Raw genomic sequence first — 16,505 nt, 5'->3', positions numbered from 1 at the left:
TCGTTTCTAGGCGTTTAATTCATTCCATACAAGCGCAGATGCCCCGTAAATGGCGGCATTCGTGGGTAGTGACGATCGAAGTATTTTTACTTTTTGCTTGAATACATACAACATATTGGCTTCCATTTGTTCCTGCGTGGTCTTGAACAACCATTCACCGGCGTTTGCCACGCCGCCTTGCAGGAATATGGCTTCCGGGCTGATTATAGCAACCAGATTTGCCAATGCTTTGCCCAATTGTTCCCCGGTGATTTTGAAAGCTTCAAGAGCGATGGGATCTCCTTTTTGAGCGGCATCGTATACTTTCTTTGCCGTGATTTCCGTGTAAGGAATGTCCCGGAGTGTGCTGGGGGTATTTTCAAGAGCGAGCAACTCGCAAGCCGTGCGTTTGATTCCGGTAGCGGACGCGTAGGTTTCCAAACATCCCCGACGACCGCAATTACAGTACCTGTCACCGCCGCACACGAGCGTATGTCCTACTTCACCGGCCAGACCGTCGTGCCCGTAAACGAGTTTTCCGTTCACCACGATTCCACTACCCAGTCCGGTTCCCAGCGTGATAATCACGAAATCTTTCATGCCTTTCGCCCCGCCGTACACCATTTCCCCGATAGCCGCGGCTTTCGCGTCATTCGTGATAAAGGAGGGTACGTTGAATTGTCTTACAAGTAATTCTACCATGGGAATCGTGCCTTTCCATGATAGATTGGCCGCATTCTCGATCGTACCGTTGAAATAATTACCATTCGGGGCACCGACACCGATACCGACCAGTTTAACGTCCAGTTTGGAGAGTTCTTTTTTTACCGCTTTATGTAAGTCCAGAACGAAATCTTGTGGAGTATTGTATGCCGTGGTGGATAAAGATCCGTCTGCCAGACAATTCCCATTTTTATCAATGATTCCGAAAGCGATGTTGGTACCGCCAATGTCAATACCTAAAGAGACAGTAGTTTGCATAAATAATATATAAATTTGACAACAACATGATTTGCATTTTTAATGCGGTTAAAGGTAATAAAAAAATAAGAGACCGATGGGGCGATCTCTTATTTAATTACTAACTACTAACCTAAACATACAAACTTATGAAAAAAAACTGTGTCTTCTATCTGTTTTCTACATTACAAAGATAGGGGGTATTCTATGATTTAATAGTTAATAGTTCGTTAATCTTTTGTGTATATAGATTTAAATCTGATAAACGAAATGCAATAAAAACACGATCAAATTTAGAGTTTCAAATAGAAATCTTTTGTTAATAGAGCGTAACTCTCGTGATAAACGTGACGTTCGGTTTCTAGTGTAATTGTTTCATTTACAATATCTTTTTGTCGCTTGGAAATTTCCATGAGCTTACGCTTCGGGGGCTTGTTCGGGGTTGGGCAAATTGTTGTAAATTTGTTAATAAACCATTTGTGCGATTGCGCTAGTGTTATAAAATGCTCCGCTTCGGGAATCGGTAAGATGATACAAATTTTTCCTTCCGGGGATAGTAGTTTTTCGGAAACATTTAATATGTCCTCGTGCGAGAGAGTCGAGCAATGGCGTGCCATTGTTTTGCTTCGTTCTGGGTTTTGGGTGGAGTTGATAAAGAATGGCGGGTTGCACGTGATGATATCATACAGGTAATCCTGTTTGAAATCTTGTACCCGTCCTTGGAAAACTTGAATTTTCTCTTTCCACGGGCAATCTTGCACGTTTTCTTTTGCTTGCTTGCAGGCGGCAGGATCGATTTCTATGGCGTCTATTTGTAATTCCGGGTTTCGTTGAGCTGCCATGATAGCTATAAGTCCTGTCCCGGTCCCGATGTCCAGCAAACGGTGTGTGTCGGTTAAGTCTGCCCACGCTCCTAAAAGAACACCGTCTGTGCCGACTTTCATCGCGCATCTGTCTTGACGGATCGTGAACTGTTTAAATTGGAAGTAATCGTTTGCCATAATTAGTTGCCTTTGCAAGGCTTAAAGTTTATAAGGTTCATAAACTTTATGAACCTTATAAACTTTATAAACTATTTTTCTTCTTCTTTCTTCTCCTCTTCTTCTTCGAGGTTTAGCATGTTTTTCTCCAATAGTAAGTTGTACCATTGAATCATTTTGCGCATGTCTGACACGTAAACCCGGTCTGCATCATATTCCGGAACGACGGATTCAATGTAATTCGTGATAACATTGGAGGCTTCCTTGTGATTGATTGTCGGCTTGCCTTCTTCTTTTTTGTAGATTCGTTTGAATACTTCTTTTAAAGGCATGTCTTCATCTTCCGTGTATATGGAAATATCTTCAAGAGAAATAATTTTCGCGTTAGAATAAGCAGGAAAGCGTTTTCCGTCAAGTAATGATTCTACGATTAAAGCATTCGATGTATTGCTAATTAATTTGTATAATCCCGGTTTTCCTGAGATGGATAAAATTTCTTTCAACATATTGCTTTCTTTTTGTGTTTAAATGAGGGACAAAAATACGAATCAATGTTTAAAACTAAAAACAATGAATTGTTTATTTTTTCGCACTCTCGTGCAACGTTTGGATAAAAAAGTGCATCTTGCTTGTGAAAAAGGATAATAAACGTGACTAATGGACGAAGCGTGGGTGATAGAGGAATGCCGGAAAGGTAATCCGAAAGCACAAAAGTCTCTGTATGAATATTTCGCTCCCAGAATGATGGGCGTGTGTATCCGTTATGCCGGGAATCGGGATGCGGCAGGAGATTTATTGCAGGATGGCTTCGTGAAGGTTTTCACGCGATTGAATGAATATATGGCGGTTGGTAGTTTCGAGGGGTGGATGCGGAAAATATTTATCAATTGCGCATTGGAGAGGATTCGTAAGGAGAGGATTTTTTCCAGAGTAGTAGAAGGGGAGATTGATGTGGAGGATACGATACCTTCGGTATTAGAGACGTTGACGGAAATGGAGATGTTGCAAATGATCCGGTTATTGTCCGAGGGCTACCGTACGGTGTTTAATTTATTTGCAATCGAAGGATTCTCGCATAAGGAAATCGGGGAGATGCTTCATATCACGGAAGGTACTTCCCGGTCACAATATGCCAGAGCCCGACAGTGTTTACAGGAAATGATCAGAAAGATGTATTGATTATGGATAAAAGAGAGCGATTTGACGATATTTTCCGGGAGCGGTTATACGATTTGAAGTATAACCCGACGGAAGCCGCTTGGGAAGGGATTGCCGCCCGTCTTCCACGTCGTCGTTTTGTCCATAAGCGGGTGTACCGGGTGGTTGCCGTGGCGGCGGTTTTATTGCTTGTGGTTAGCGGGAGCATTTTATATTTGTGGCACGAGGGTGAAGATAATTTTTCTCCCGTTACCGTGTTACAAAACGAGAAAATGAGTCCCGTACCGTTAATCACGAGCGAGAAGAAGATTGTATTAGTCGCGGAGGCTGCTGGAATAAGGGAATTGAAGCCGGTGTCTTGCAAGGAAAATAGTGTATCGCGGGAATTTGTACAAGCGTGTAGTCCGATAAATAGAAACTTGGTGGCTTTGCAACACGAGGGCGAATCCGCGATGATATTAGCCGATTGTGATGTTACTCCTTCGATAAAGAAGAAGGCACGTAAGTGGCGAATTGGAGTGGGAAGCGGCAATTTAGGATTGGCAGGCGTTTCTTTGAATAATGTAGATAATATGGCTCCGTCGCAAGATTTGGGAAACAATACGGCTCCTGAAGATAACGATAGACAGCCATTGTCTAGGGCAACATCGACACCCCGTTATGAACCGGAAAAGTCGACTCGGGTAAAACATTTAATGCCTGTATCCATAGGTCTTTCTGTGTCTTATCCGTTAAATGAACGTTGGAGTTTTCAAACCGGATTGACATACACGTATTTACGTTCAAAATGGAAACATGAATCAAGTAGTTGGGTTGTTCAAAAACAATCGCTGCATTTTATCGGGATACCTGTTTCGGTAAATTATAGACTCACGAATTGGTTACGTCCATATTGTTATTTCAATGCCGGAGTATTGGCAGAGGTAAATGTCGCAGGGCGACTTAAAAACTCGTATGGACATGAAGATATACGTGTGCCGGGAATATTGTGGACAACATATACACGCGTGGGAATTGCTTATCCGCTGATCCGTTTTGTTTCGATCTACGCAGAGGGTGGAATGTGTTATTATTTTAATTACAGGGGAACAATTGAAACCGTTCGTTCCGAGAATGCATTCAATTTTACGGGACAACTGGGGTTGCGGTTAAACTTTTAAACACGAGAATATGAAACGATTAAAAAGTTATATGACAGGTGCTTGGAAATGGTTGCTTTCCTCTTTGTGGGTTGTATTTGGATTTACGGCTTGTGAAGAAGAATATGAAGCATCTATGTATGGTTCTCCTCATGCCACTTTTGTTATTAAGGGAAAAGTTGAAAATAGTGCTAAACAGGGCTTGCCTAGAGTTCAAATTGTTATACCTTTGTATGAGGTTCGTGATACAGTGGAAGGTGTGCCCGTGAAAAAGGAGTATGGCGATACGTTATATACAGACCAAAGAGGACAATTTTTTTGGGAACGTGTAGATTACCCGGGAGGGAAGGATTTTGAATTACGATTTTACGATATATACCCGCGGGAAGGTTGTGATGCGTGTCAAGCAGATACTTTAAAGGTTAGTTTCTCTCGGGATGAACTGATAAAGGGTGAAGATGATGACAATTCATGGTATTTCGGACGTGCCGATAAAAATATAACCGTTGTGCTGGAAGAAAAACGGGATGAATGATAATATTAAAAGTAAGGAAAATGAAACGCTTAAAAAGTTATTTAGATAAAAGTTGGAGTGGGCTGCTCTCTTCTTTATTGGCAGTATTAGGATTTTCCGGTTGTGGAGGTTCTGCCGATTCACCGGAGGATATACCTCTTATGTATGGAACCCCGACAGCTTCCTTCTCTATTAAAGGTAAAGTACAGAATTCTGCCGGGCATGCATTGCCGGGTGTCCGGGTTGTTATTCCTAAGGTGGAATTCTATCAGGTTGCCACGGAGAGTTTTATCCCGGACTACCCGATAATCACGGAAGAAAGACGTGATACCTTGTATACCGACGAGGAAGGGCGTTTCGGGCGTAGGTTTTATGATTTCCCGACGGATACAGTGCGGTATGAATTACAATTTTACGATGTGAACCCGCTGGCGGGAGTGCCTGCCTGCGAGCCGGATACGTTAAAAGTAACTTTTACACGTGACGAGTTACAGCGGGATAAGAATGATAACGAGTGGAACCGGGGAAATGTAGTGAAAGAGATTACCGTAACCTTGAAAGAGAAGGCAGATGAGTAATAAACCGGGTTTACGGCAACGTTTAGGATTAGAGGCTTTTAGGGCTAAGCGGCAACAGCAGAAGGAATCGCACGAGCTGCGTACTTTATTTTGGGAATGTACGTTGCGTTGTAATGTTGCCTGTCGGCATTGCGGGAGTGATTGCCGTGCATGCGTCGAACAGGCGGATATGCCGAAAGAAGATTTTTTACGGGTGATAGATTCTATTACTCCACACGTGGATACGCACCGTGTGTTTATTATATTCACGGGCGGGGAACCTTTGATGCGAAAAGATCTGGAGATTTGCGGACGTGAATTGTATCGGCGGGAGTATCCTTGGGGAATTGTGACGAATGGTTTGCATCTTTCCCGTCAGCGTCTGGATTCTTTATTGCAAGCCGGAATGCATTCAATCACCGTCAGTCTTGATGGATTTGAAGATGCTCACAACTGGCTCCGTTGTCACCCGCTAAGTTTTCAACGGGCGACCGAGGCGATTCGGATGCTTACCGGGGAGGAGGAGATTATTTGGGATGTCGTGACTTGCGTGAATCAAAATAATATAGAGCAGTTGCCTGCTTTTCGTGATTTTCTTATCGGGATAGGGGTGAGGCGTTGGCGTATATTCACGATATTTCCGGTTGGACGAGCCGCAGAAGTTCCTGAATTACAATTATCCGACAAGCAATTTACCGGGTTGCTGGATTTTATTGTATCTACCCGTCAAGAAGGCAAAATACAACTGAATTTCGCTTGTGAAGGTTTTCTGGGAAGATATGAAATGAAAGCCCGCGACTATTTCTATCATTGCAACGCGGGTATCTCCGTTGCTTCTGTCCGAGTGGACGGTTCTATTTCCGGATGTCCCAGCATCCGGGCAAATTATAATCAAGGTAATATTTATCGAGATGATTTCATGCAAGTGTGGAATGAACGCTTTGTTCCTTTCCGTGACAGGGAATGGGCTCGTCAAGGAGAATGTGCCGATTGTTCCATGTTCCGCTATTGCGAGGGAAACGGGATGCACCTGCACGACGAGGCAGGCAGGCTTCTCGTGTGCCATTACAGGAGAATTGAATAAAATTCATTTTCAACTTTCAATTCTCCATTTTCAATTGTTTTACATTCCCCGTTGTTTCTTGATTTTCTCGTATGCCTCGTTGATGGCCATAAATTTTTTCTCGGCTGCTTTGCGGATGTCTTCTCCCATGTACCCGACTTTATCCGGGTGGTTCTCTCTTGCCATTTGCCGATAGGCTTTTTTCACCTCTTCATCCGTGGCGGAAGGTGTTATGCCCAGCACTTGATAAGCCGAATCCGAATCATCGTAATACATGGCTTTGATAGACTGATACGTGGTCGTGTCTATGCCCAGAAGATCGGATATCCTATCCAGTAAGGCTATTTCGCGGTTGCATACATTACCGTCTGCTTTTGCCAGCCCGAACAGGAAATACAGTAATTGTGTACGCGAGTAGATATTCATGTTCGCGCGTATTTGCATGGCGACTTGATCTACAGCGATCTCCTTGTTTAATAAATCCTTGATGATTGCCACGGCTTCCCGTTCGCCTTCCGCGCCGAAGTTATCACGGAAGAATCGTTTGACGTATTCCAGTTCGCCTTTTGTCACTTTCCCGTCCGCTTTCATGAGGCCTGTCGCCAGCACGACGAGGCTGAAAAGAAAATCACCTCTGCCCGTCGGACCGGACGCGGGGTTTTGTGATTGCTGTTGATTCGTGATCACGGTTGCGGTATCAAATGTCGATCCGATGAAGAAACCGAACAACGCTCCTATGGGGCCTCCCATCGCGAATCCTAATCCCGCTCCTATCCATTTTCCGTATTTTGCCATAATATATTATTGTTTTTTATTCGGGTTGTTTAGTTGTTGAATGATATCGTGTATTTGTTTTACGATCCGATCGTCGTCATTGTTGTAAATGACAAAATCCGATTTTGGCAATTTCTCGCTGTCGGACATTTGGTTGTTGATACGTTCCATCACTTTCTCCCGGCTGGTAGAGTCCCTCGCGACAACTCGCCGGATGCGGGTTTCCATATCCGTTGAGATCAAAATAATGTAATCGAAAAGAGATTCAAGCTTGGATTCGAAGAGGATTGCCGATTCGAAAAATACCAGTTTGCTCTTTTGTACCGAGCACCAGTCGCGGAAATCTTGGGTTACAACCGGATGAACAACGCGGTTCACTTCCGTGATGGCACGCTTGTCGTTGAAGATGATAGAAGCAAGTTGTTGTTTATTCAATCCGCCCTCGGGCAAATAGATATTCTCCCCGAAACGTTGTATCAAGGCTTGCCGGATATCTTGATTCCGGTTCATGAGCGAAGAGGCTCTCCGGTCGCTGATGTACACGGGATATCCCAAGATTTCGATTATCTTCGCGATAGTGGATTTGCCGCTACCGATACCCCCTGTCAATCCGATTTTAAGCATGGTTTTATTTTTTCTTTTCGATTAAATATTCAACCGATTCGGGCATGAGCACGAGAGATTTGATATGCGCGGGTTGCTTGTCCACGCTGATTTTGAGGGCTGCCGGGTTGCTTGCAATCTGGTCGTAATCCACCGAGAACGAGAAACTGGTATCCGATACCGATTCGTAACGGCTGAGCCCGATATCAAACGTGAAATCTATATTCTGGGGAAACAGGCGAATCAATAGCGAATCCGGTAAATTTTTCACTTTTATCGTTGCCTTTTTCTTGGCTTCAGTGAAACGCTCCACTTCTACTTTCACTTTTGCGCCGCTCTCCGAGATTTGTGTTCCGGGAATTTCTTCGAAGGAAACACTTTTAGTCACCTCTTTGGATAAGTCCTTTAGTTTTAATGGCGTGGTGTACACTCCTTTCAAGGTATCAAGAATCGTGGCAGGTCCGCTGATATCCACGTGATCGGGTGTCACGGAAATGTCGTTTTTCAACATGTACTGTCTTTTGAGCGTGTAATCGACTCGCGGGATGACAGGGACTTTCTTGCTTCCGAATTGCGAGAACTGGAACGTGATGGTTTCCGGTTTTATATTAATTAATTTGATATCGGAATTGAGTTGTGCGCTGATTCGCTCTTTAATGTCAACCGTGCTGATCGTGTATTCCAGCATATCTTTGCGCTCAAGGAGCGAACTCACGTTGATCGCGATGGGTAAAAAAGAGGTACCGATGCTGTAACGCAACAGCGTGAAACCGTGCGCCCTGATTTCTAATGTCATGTTCTTGGGAGGCTCCGAAACGAGTAGTTTACCCTTGGGGAGATCCGTGTATCTTATCGGGTAAGTGAGTTCCGTGGTGTACTCTTTATTCAGCGTGTTGAGAAACCATAGAACCGTGGCAATAATAAGGCAAACCCCATAAGTGATCACGTTGCGTTTTATATGCAGATCGTGATGGGATTTAAAGAAATTGACAATCTTGTCTATGATGCCGCTCATCTGGAATATCGTTTATAAAATTGACAAGTTCATAAAGTTCATAATCTCGTTACTTTAGAGACTTTATGAACCTTATGAACTTTATAAACTATTTAGCCGCGGGAACGTCTGTCATGTCTTTCACGACAGCTTCCTTGCTTACTTTTAATCTGGCTTGACTTTCAACCTCGATGATCACGGTGAAATCGTTGATCTCCACGATTTTCCCGAAGATTCCCCCGGTCGTCATGATTTTGTCGCCTTTCTTTAGTTCATCCCGGTATTTTTTCAATTCCTTTTGTCTTTTCATCTGCGGTCTGATCATGAAGAACCAGAAAACAACCACGATAAGAATAAGGAAAATGAATTGCATGCTCGCGCCACCGCCCTGGGTAGCTGTCTCTTGTAATGTCAGCATAAAAATTGTGTTCATAAATCTACTTTTTTATTGAGTTTTGATATTTGCAATTATTTTTAGTTCCACTACTTTTTCCGGAACGTTTGCAAAGATATTAATTACTTTGTATTGTTTACCATATCTGCCCGAAGAGTTGAATTCAACTTCAATTTTTCCTTCTCCGCCGGGGGGGATTGGTTTTTTGTCGTACTTCGGAATCGTGCAACCGCAACTGCTTTCCACGTTCAGGATCACGAGGCTTTTTTTACCCGTGTTCTTGAAATGAAACGTGTGTGTCACGATCTCACCTTCCGCCATATCCCCGAAATTGAAAGATTTATCTTTTATTTCAAATTTTGCCGTGGCGGTAGAGTCGTTTACCGCGGTTCGTGTGCTTGCCGGACTCTCGTTTTGTTGTTTGTCTTTTACTTTCCCCTCGCAGGAGCAGAGCAAGAGCGCGATGCCCGAAAACACATAAAATATTCTTTTCAGCATATTTTTCATTTTGCCAACGAAAGTACGATATAATTTTAAAAAATGAGGTGCTTCATCGAATAATTTTTATCCCGGATATTTTTCATCGTTTCGATACCTATATCGAGATGCTCCCGGACAAAGTTTTGCGTGACCGCCTTGTCCGACTCCGTGGTTTTTATGCCGTCCGAAATCATGGGACTGTCCGAAATCAGCAGTAATGCTCCCGTCGGGATGCGATTGGCAAATCCCACTGTAAAGATCGTGGCTGTTTCCATGTCTATCCCTAGAGCTCTGGTTCCCACGAGATACTCTTTGAAGTGCTCGTCAAATTCCCATACCCGTCGGTTCGTGGTGTAAATAACTCCCGTGTAATATTGCTTGCCGTGCCTCGTGATCGCTTTCGAGCAGGCTTTCTGGATGCTGAAGGCGGGAAGTGACGGTATTTCCCGCGGCAGATAATCATCCGAGGTACCTTCGCCCTTGATCGCCGCGATGGGGAGAACGTAATCTCCCACGTGGTGTTTGGTTTTTAATCCCCCGCATTTCCCGAGGAATAGAACGGCTTCCGGTTCGATAGCCGTGAGCAGGTCTAACACGGTGGCGGCGTTAGGACTCCCCATGCCGAAATTGATCATGGTAATCCCGTCGCACGATACGTTGGGCATATTTTTGTCTTCACCCAAGATCGGGGCGTTGTATTTTTCCGCGAACAGTTCAAGGTAATAATCGAAATTCGTGAGCAGAATGTGCTTCGAGAAGTCCTTTAACGGACGTCCCGTGTAACGTGGTAACCAATCGTCTACAATATCTTTCTTTGTTTTCATCAAACTTTTAGTTTTTGCCTTTTAGTTTTTACCTTTTATCTTTACTTTTGTTGCCTTAAATGTAAGATTTTATTACCGAAGGACAAAGAAAATACCGGCTGAAAATTCTCGGGCAGGCATAGAGGATTTGAAAGAAATTCGAATTGAAGATTATACTTATGATCTTCCGGAGGGGCGTATCGCCAAGTTTCCCTTGGAGCGACGCGAGGCTTCGAAATTGTTGATATACGAGGACGGGGAGATTGGCGAAAGGCATTTTTATGATGTGCCCGCGATGCTGGAACCGGACATGATGCTGGTATTCAATAACACGAAAGTGATTTATGCCCGTGTGCTTTTTCAAAAAACGACGGGTGCCGTCATCGAGGTTTTTTGCCTCGAACCCCATTCGCCCGCCGATTACGTGCAGAGTTTCGCTTCTTACGGGCGATGCGAGTGGAAGTGCATGGTCGGGAATCTGAAAAAATGGAAAGAGGGGACGATATATTGCCATTATCAAGTGAACGGGGTTGATTACCGGTTGGCTGCCACGCTAAAATCACGGGAAGAGAACGACGTGATTGTCGAGTTCACGTGGGATGCTTCGCTTAGTTTTAGCGAGGTGCTGGAGTGTTGCGGGCGTATACCTATTCCCCCTTATTTGAACCGGGACTCCGGGGAGGATGATAAAATCCGTTACCAGACGGTTTATTCCAAGAACGAGGGTTCGGTTGCTGCCCCTACAGCCGGGTTACATTTTAGTGTCCCTGTGCTGGATGCTTTGCGGGAGAAAGGAGTCGCGATAGAAGAGTTGACACTGCACGTGGGGGCCGGGACTTTCCGCCCGGTGAAAAGCGAAACTATCGGTGGGCATGATATGCACACGGAACATATATCCGTGCGTCGGGAAGTCATATCGCGTTTGTACCATCACCCGGAAAAGATTGTCGCGGTGGGAACAACTTCCGTGCGGACACTGGAAAGCCTTTACTGGATGGGGGTAAAGCGGTTGACGGGAGTCGATGATTTCAATTCTTTGGAACAATGGGAAGTCTATTCTTTACCGGCATCTTACAGTGTACGGGAAGCCATGGGAGCGTTGTTGACGTGGTTTGACGAGCACGACACGGAATTATTGAAAGCGAAGACCACGATTATTATCGTGCCCGGTTATACTTATCGGGTGATCTCGGCGATGTTTACTAATTTCCACCAACCGCAAAGTACCCTGTTGTTGCTCGTTGCGGCGGCTATCGGTGAGGATTGGCGGAAAGTGTACGACTACGCGTTAGCGCGTGATTTCCGTTTCCTGAGTTACGGGGACAGCAGTTTTTTGAAAGTACGGACAACTAAAAGCGTGGAATAAAATGAAAAGTTTGAACCTTCCTTCTTTCGATTACAAGGTGAAGAAGCAGAACGGACAGATTTGGATATTCGATATTATCCGAAAGCGTTACGTTGTGCTGACCCCGGAGGAATGGGTAAGACAACATTTTATTCATTTTCTGGTAGCGTGTAAGCATTACCCCGCTCAATTGATCGCCGTGGAGAAGGAAATACAAGTATGCGGGATGAAGCGCCGCTTTGACGTGGTGTGTTACGATCGTCAAGCCAATCCCTATCTTATCGTGGAGTGCAAAGCTCCTTCCGTGGCATTATCACAGGTCGTTTTCGATCAAGCTTTTCAATATAATTTATCTATTGCAGCCCGTTTCGTCGCTATAACAAACGGTTGTGAGCATTTCTGCGGTGAGGTTGCCCGGGAAAACGGCTTTCGGATCGTTCCGGAGATTCCTGATTTCGGGGTGTAGACAATTATTGTTTTGACAGAACATGCCCACGGCATTATAAATGAAATGCCGTGAGTATGTAACATGTCCTTTTTTGTACGAAATTGCAACCAACTTGGAGGCGAACTCTACTGTTTTTCAATAGAAAGGCTGCATGCCATCCCCATGTCATTAAACCAACGATTAATGACAGTCAAATATAGATAATTTTTGCGAGAATCCTACAAAACAGCCTATTATTATTTTATATTGGTAATCAAATACTCGCGTACTTACAACATTATTATTATCTTTTAGCAACAAGCGACAAATTGATAATTATTAATCGTTCGTTTAAAGCGATTTTTGAACTATTCTTACACTATTATTAGTGAGTTCCCCACGTGTTCAGTTATTTTGTAATAATTATTAATGATGCTACAAGTGTTTAGGTTGATATCAAATCTTTTGTAATTCTCGTGGAAGTATCATGATTTTTCAGCTGCAATAGGAGTTTCATGGAAGTATGATAGGAGTATGATAGAAGTATCTCCCAGTGAACTATAAAAGAAACGATTCGAATATAGCTGCGATGCAACTGATTATCTTATATATATGGTAGGATTATAACCTCCCCTCTTCATAAGAGGGGAGGTGGAAAGAGGAAATGTTTTTTATATCCTACTTTAATTCTTTCGTGTCGTTTTTGAAATAATTGTCCAGTAATCGGAAGGCAGCGGCGAAAGAACTTTCTTCATTGCTTAATACTTTTTCTTCAGCCTGTTTGATTTGTTCTTTTTGGCTTTGGTAGAAACGGTTTCTTAATTGCTCGTCTATGGTTTCGTACATCCAATATTTGGCTTGTTCGCTGCGTCGCGTGTCGAAATACTTGTTTTGCTGGGTAGCGCTACAGTATTGAAGTATATTTTCCCATATTTCCTTGATTCCGGTTTTCTCGTAAGCGGAACAGGTCATCACCTTGGGTTCCACTCCCGATTCGTGGGGAGGGAACAAGTGTAGGGCGTTTTGTAATTGCACTTTTGCCAACTCGGCACGGGTGATGTTGTTACCGTCTGCCTTGTTGATAATGATGCTGTCCGCCATTTCCATGATACCTCTTTTGATGCCTTGCAATTCATCTCCGGCCCCGGCGATTTGTACCAGAAGAAAGAAATCGACCATGGAATGAACGGCTGTTTCGCTCTGACCGACTCCCACGGTTTCAATCAGTATAATATCGAATCCGGCAGCCTCGCACAGAAGCATGGCTTCTCGGGTTTTGCGGGCAACCCCGCCTAATGACCCTGCCGAGGGGGAAGGGCGGATATAAGCACGAGGGTCGCATGCCAATTCTTCCATGCGGGTTTTGTCGCCTAGTATACTTCCTTTCGAACGTTCGCTGCTGGGGTCGATGGCAAGTACCGCGATTTTGTGTCCTTCGTTGGTGAGGAATTTACCGAAAGCCTCGATAAAGGTACTTTTCCCCGCGCCGGGAACCCCCGTGATACCGATACGCACGGATTTGCCCGTGTTCGGGAGGCAGCGGTTAATGACATCTTGTGCCATTGCCTGATGATCTACGCGGGCACTTTCCACGAGGGTGATCGCTTGGCTTAATATGTTGATATCCCCTTTCTGGATACCGGAAAGGTAATCATCCACGGATAAGACTTTTTTCTTTAGATGTTTCAATCTTTCCGCGATTGCCGGGTTCACCGGGTCCGGTTGTTCTATTCCCTTGTTGACGGCTAATCCTTCATAGCACGCTTCGTTTTCAGGATGTTCTATATCTTGTTGCATATCGTTTGATTTAAGGTGATGCAAAGATAAAGTTATTGTTGACAAGTTACAAGCCGATGATATTTATTAATTCCCTCGTGAATACATGAAGAGTGCGATGCATGGGGAATGAAGAACACCGCCTTGGTAAGGGGCGGTGTTCGCTGGTTGCATTTATTTGTCGGGAAAGGTGGGCCTGAATTTGATCACCTTGCGTGATTCTAGTTGTTCCCGCTCTTTGGTATAAAGATTGTACGTAACGCGAGGGGGAAGTTCATGTGAGAAGAACGCCCCGAATCCCATTAACGTTATTCGTTGTCCTGTTTGCAGAGCCTCGGCGATGCAATCTATCGTGGCTTGTACCGCTTTCAGGGCGTCGCCCTTCGAGAGCCCGGTACGGTCTGCTACTAATGATGAAAGTTCTCGTTTATTCATTTCTTGTTGTTTCTTTTGTTAGTCAATATCTCGCACGCAACGTACGCCGCCGATCTCGTCGGTTTTGTTATGTAGTAAATAGAATTCCCCTCCTTTGTTTTTGACAGAGAAGCCTATACGGTCACCGCCTGCGGGGTTGAAACTGAAACGGCTCTTGGCGAAATGGTCTGTTAATGGCCACGAAGTACTGTTTCTAGGCATTCTAGAATACATCAGAGCCAGTTCTCTTTGGTTGGGTACTCGCCATCCCATGGGACAAACGGGGTTTCTTCCTCCGGGCTCCGAGCGTGCCATGACGGTTTGCCAACTCAAATTGTTTCCGTGTGTTGTCGAGTGTATATTGAAAGCCTTCCAGGGCTTGTTGTAGCCGCGTACGTCACGTTCGTTATGATCCTCCAGCTCCTCAGTGGTCTTGAATCCCCGGATGGATTTGGCATCCAAGCGGGTTAGCGTGATGGTTCCTGTTGCTTCGTCGTAAGTGGCAAAGTCGTCAGGTCGCACCTCTTTGACTGCATTTTTCGGTACACCCAGGTTTCTGACACACCTGTAATAAACGATCGCACCGTCTATTGCTCCTGCTCCGGTTAGTTTTCCGATGGAAGACCCCTCGGAAGACCATAATATGTCCGGATTATCCCTGTAAGTTTTATTCCATATACCTTCTTCATCTTTGTCAAGTACCGTACTGCTCGCATACCATTGCAGGCTTTCCTCCCATGTGCTCCGTTTATACAATCTGGCTTGAGGGTCAAAGGAGTTTTCTCCGATCCACAAGTCCGTGAGTTGGTTGATACTAGCAAGATACCATTGCACTTCATTCTCGTCGATTCGTCCGTTCCCGTCCATATCCCGGTTAAGGCGCATACATTTGTATTTGGCGGCATTATAGGCGGCTTGCATTTCCCACTTGGCGGAATTTATATAGGTATCCCACTCTTCTGAACCCGAACTTGCCATCCACATATTGATCGTGTTCGCACGACCGTTATCTTTGTCATCGTACGTGCGATTGGTTCTTATTCTTTGTGTTTCGAACTGGTAGCGGTTTTCGTCTTGTATCATTTCGGTACCCCATGCCGTGAAGTTTTCGGTGGCTTTCTTGTTGTACATGGTTTGAATGGATGCCTGCCTGATGGAGTACAGGGCGGTGGTTTTGGTACTCATGTGGTCCGCGCTGTATTTAAGGTTAGACAGGATATTGAGTACTCTTTTCTCCGTGTTGACAAATTTTTTCCATAACCCGTTTTCCTCGGTTTCCGTGGTGTTTTCAGGATTCACCTCGTAATAGAAATCTTTCAGGAAAGTGGTAAACACGATTTCATCCGCACTGTCGAATAGGGTGCCCGCGTTAGTGCCGTTATCGGTATACCTGCGTTTGCACTCCTTTAATATGTTTATCAGTTGTTTGATATTTAGCATCTTGTCGTTTCCCGTGTTGATGTCCGCCATGTATTTGTCCAACGGGTGCGTGTTGCCGGTTACTGCTAATTCGGCATCCGTGTACACCTCGTCGTCCCCTTGGTATTTCTCGAAGTCTCCATTATACGTGGTTCTTGTTTTTGTGTTAATACGGAAACATATCCATTCGTAGTCCTTTGGATTCTCATTTTCTGCTCCTTTGGAAAAAGGGGTGGAAATGTTCCACGTCAGCGACTGGTCAATGTCACTTTGATGGAAAACGGTCTTGAAGACTTCGTTATGCGCATCGAATTCCAGAACTTCTTTGGCAAGCACAACATCACCCTCGCTTCCGGGGGATGGTTCTTCTTGTGTCGTTGATTCCACTTCCACGATAATGTCATCCACGCTCACGATCTTCACGTTGTAGGTGTAAAAGTGATTCCGGAGGCTGTTATAGTCATTCACGCCGGTTACAGCCCCGAGATGAACGGTGTACGTCACGTCTGCCGAAACTTCTTTGCCGGAACCTATTATATAGTGAATATTTCCCCTGAATTTCACGTGTGTGGCTCTCTCGTCGGCGTATTCGTACGCACCGTTTGTCACGGTGCCGTCGTCGTTAGGCGTTTTCTCCTGTTTCTCGCGCAACGCGTATTGCTCGGCATACATTCCCGTCGGGGGAATTGTTTTTCTAGGGTTTACTTTGTTTTCGGGGACGTAGAA

At 44.7% G+C, this 16,505-nt stretch carries 19 protein-coding genes; 7 read left to right on the top strand and 12 right to left on the bottom strand.

What is annotated here, in order from left to right; genetic code table 11:
- Positions 1-6: 6 nt before the first annotated feature.
- From Q5866_RS07320 to Q5866_RS07310, 3 genes are all read right to left on the bottom strand, one after another.
- Entirely contained in the window at positions 7-960 is a 954-nt protein-coding gene (locus tag Q5866_RS07320; RefSeq protein WP_099294164.1) for an ROK family protein, read from the bottom strand.
- Between the two features lie 272 nt (positions 961-1,232).
- Entirely contained in the window at positions 1,233-1,940 is a 708-nt protein-coding gene (locus Q5866_RS07315; protein ID WP_303179726.1) for a tRNA1(Val) (adenine(37)-N6)-methyltransferase, read from the bottom strand.
- A gap of 71 nt (positions 1,941-2,011) precedes the next feature.
- The gene (locus Q5866_RS07310) at positions 2,012-2,425 is read right to left on the bottom strand and encodes a DUF5606 domain-containing protein (RefSeq protein ID WP_186978153.1); all 414 of its coding nucleotides are present in this window, start codon (positions 2,423-2,425) and stop codon (positions 2,012-2,014) included.
- Between the two features lie 151 nt (positions 2,426-2,576).
- On the opposite strand from Q5866_RS07310, the gene Q5866_RS07305 reads away from it, so the two are divergent.
- Genes Q5866_RS07305 through Q5866_RS07285 form a run of 5 tightly spaced genes read left to right on the top strand, consistent with a single transcriptional unit; the run spans position 2,577 to position 6,371 of the window.
- Positions 2,577-3,098: an RNA polymerase sigma factor gene (locus tag Q5866_RS07305; RefSeq protein WP_303179725.1), complete on the top strand. Its 522-nt coding sequence runs from the start codon at positions 2,577-2,579 to the stop codon at positions 3,096-3,098.
- A gap of 2 nt (positions 3,099-3,100) precedes the next feature.
- Positions 3,101-4,237 carry a porin family protein gene (locus Q5866_RS07300; RefSeq protein WP_303179724.1) on the top strand — a complete coding sequence of 379 codons (1,137 nt, stop codon included), beginning with the start codon at positions 3,101-3,103 and terminating at the stop codon, positions 4,235-4,237.
- 10 nt (positions 4,238-4,247) lie between these two features.
- Positions 4,248-4,751, top strand: coding sequence for a radical SAM-associated putative lipoprotein (locus Q5866_RS07295; RefSeq protein ID WP_099294154.1), 504 nt, complete (start codon positions 4,248-4,250; stop codon positions 4,749-4,751).
- 20 nt (positions 4,752-4,771) lie between these two features.
- The gene (locus tag Q5866_RS07290) at positions 4,772-5,308 is read left to right on the top strand and encodes a radical SAM-associated putative lipoprotein (RefSeq protein ID WP_176555154.1); all 537 of its coding nucleotides are present in this window, start codon (positions 4,772-4,774) and stop codon (positions 5,306-5,308) included.
- Positions 5,301-6,371: a TIGR04133 family radical SAM/SPASM protein gene (locus Q5866_RS07285; RefSeq protein WP_099294150.1), complete on the top strand. Its 1,071-nt coding sequence runs from the start codon at positions 5,301-5,303 to the stop codon at positions 6,369-6,371. Before Q5866_RS07290 ends, Q5866_RS07285 begins: the two co-directional genes overlap by 8 nt.
- A gap of 39 nt (positions 6,372-6,410) precedes the next feature.
- On the opposite strand, the gene Q5866_RS07280 is transcribed toward Q5866_RS07285, so the two are convergent.
- From Q5866_RS07280 to Q5866_RS07255, 6 genes are all read right to left on the bottom strand, one after another.
- Positions 6,411-7,145, bottom strand: coding sequence for a TerB family tellurite resistance protein (locus Q5866_RS07280; protein ID WP_186978147.1), 735 nt, complete (start codon positions 7,143-7,145; stop codon positions 6,411-6,413).
- Between the two features lie 6 nt (positions 7,146-7,151).
- A complete protein-coding gene (gene coaE / locus Q5866_RS07275; protein WP_186978144.1) occupies positions 7,152-7,748 on the bottom strand; it encodes a dephospho-CoA kinase in 597 nt (198 codons plus the stop codon).
- 4 nt (positions 7,749-7,752) lie between these two features.
- The gene (locus tag Q5866_RS07270; protein WP_099294144.1) at positions 7,753-8,742 is read right to left on the bottom strand and encodes a CdaR family protein; all 990 of its coding nucleotides are present in this window, start codon (positions 8,740-8,742) and stop codon (positions 7,753-7,755) included.
- A gap of 88 nt (positions 8,743-8,830) precedes the next feature.
- Complete coding sequence (yajC, locus tag Q5866_RS07265; RefSeq protein ID WP_099294143.1) at positions 8,831-9,154, bottom strand: preprotein translocase subunit YajC; 324 nt, start codon at positions 9,152-9,154, stop codon at positions 8,831-8,833.
- A gap of 12 nt (positions 9,155-9,166) precedes the next feature.
- The gene (locus Q5866_RS07260) at positions 9,167-9,613 is read right to left on the bottom strand and encodes a DUF1573 domain-containing protein (RefSeq protein ID WP_099294761.1); all 447 of its coding nucleotides are present in this window, start codon (positions 9,611-9,613) and stop codon (positions 9,167-9,169) included.
- A 35-nt stretch (positions 9,614-9,648) separates the two neighbouring features.
- On the bottom strand, positions 9,649-10,419 hold the full coding sequence (locus Q5866_RS07255; protein WP_099294142.1) for an AMP nucleosidase: 771 nt from the start codon (positions 10,417-10,419) through the stop codon (positions 9,649-9,651).
- A gap of 118 nt (positions 10,420-10,537) precedes the next feature.
- Here Q5866_RS07255 and Q5866_RS07250 point away from each other — a divergent pair, with 118 nt between their 5' ends.
- Together Q5866_RS07250 and Q5866_RS07245 are read left to right on the top strand one after the other, a co-directional pair.
- Positions 10,538-11,764 carry an S-adenosylmethionine:tRNA ribosyltransferase-isomerase gene (locus Q5866_RS07250; RefSeq protein WP_303179760.1) on the top strand — a complete coding sequence of 409 codons (1,227 nt, stop codon included), beginning with the start codon at positions 10,538-10,540 and terminating at the stop codon, positions 11,762-11,764.
- A gap of 1 nt (position 11,765) precedes the next feature.
- Positions 11,766-12,209: a type I restriction enzyme HsdR N-terminal domain-containing protein gene (locus tag Q5866_RS07245; RefSeq protein ID WP_186978140.1), complete on the top strand. Its 444-nt coding sequence runs from the start codon at positions 11,766-11,768 to the stop codon at positions 12,207-12,209.
- A gap of 639 nt (positions 12,210-12,848) precedes the next feature.
- On the opposite strand, the gene meaB is transcribed toward Q5866_RS07245, so the two are convergent.
- The 3 genes from meaB to Q5866_RS07230 all read right to left on the bottom strand — a co-directional run.
- A complete protein-coding gene (meaB, locus tag Q5866_RS07240; RefSeq protein ID WP_186978366.1) occupies positions 12,849-13,955 on the bottom strand; it encodes a methylmalonyl Co-A mutase-associated GTPase MeaB in 1,107 nt (368 codons plus the stop codon).
- A 165-nt stretch (positions 13,956-14,120) separates the two neighbouring features.
- A complete protein-coding gene (locus Q5866_RS07235) occupies positions 14,121-14,381 on the bottom strand; it encodes an HU family DNA-binding protein (RefSeq protein ID WP_186978138.1) in 261 nt (86 codons plus the stop codon).
- Positions 14,382-14,399: 18 nt separating this feature from the next.
- Positions 14,400-16,505 (bottom strand): hypothetical protein (locus tag Q5866_RS07230; RefSeq protein WP_303179723.1); only part of this gene is annotated, 2,106 nt, incomplete at its 5' end.

Origin of the sequence: uncultured Butyricimonas sp. (assembly GCF_959596855.1) — a bacterium.
GTDB lineage: Bacteria > Bacteroidota > Bacteroidia > Bacteroidales > Marinifilaceae > Butyricimonas > Butyricimonas muris.
This window is presented reverse-complemented; position numbering and strand designations above follow the sequence as displayed.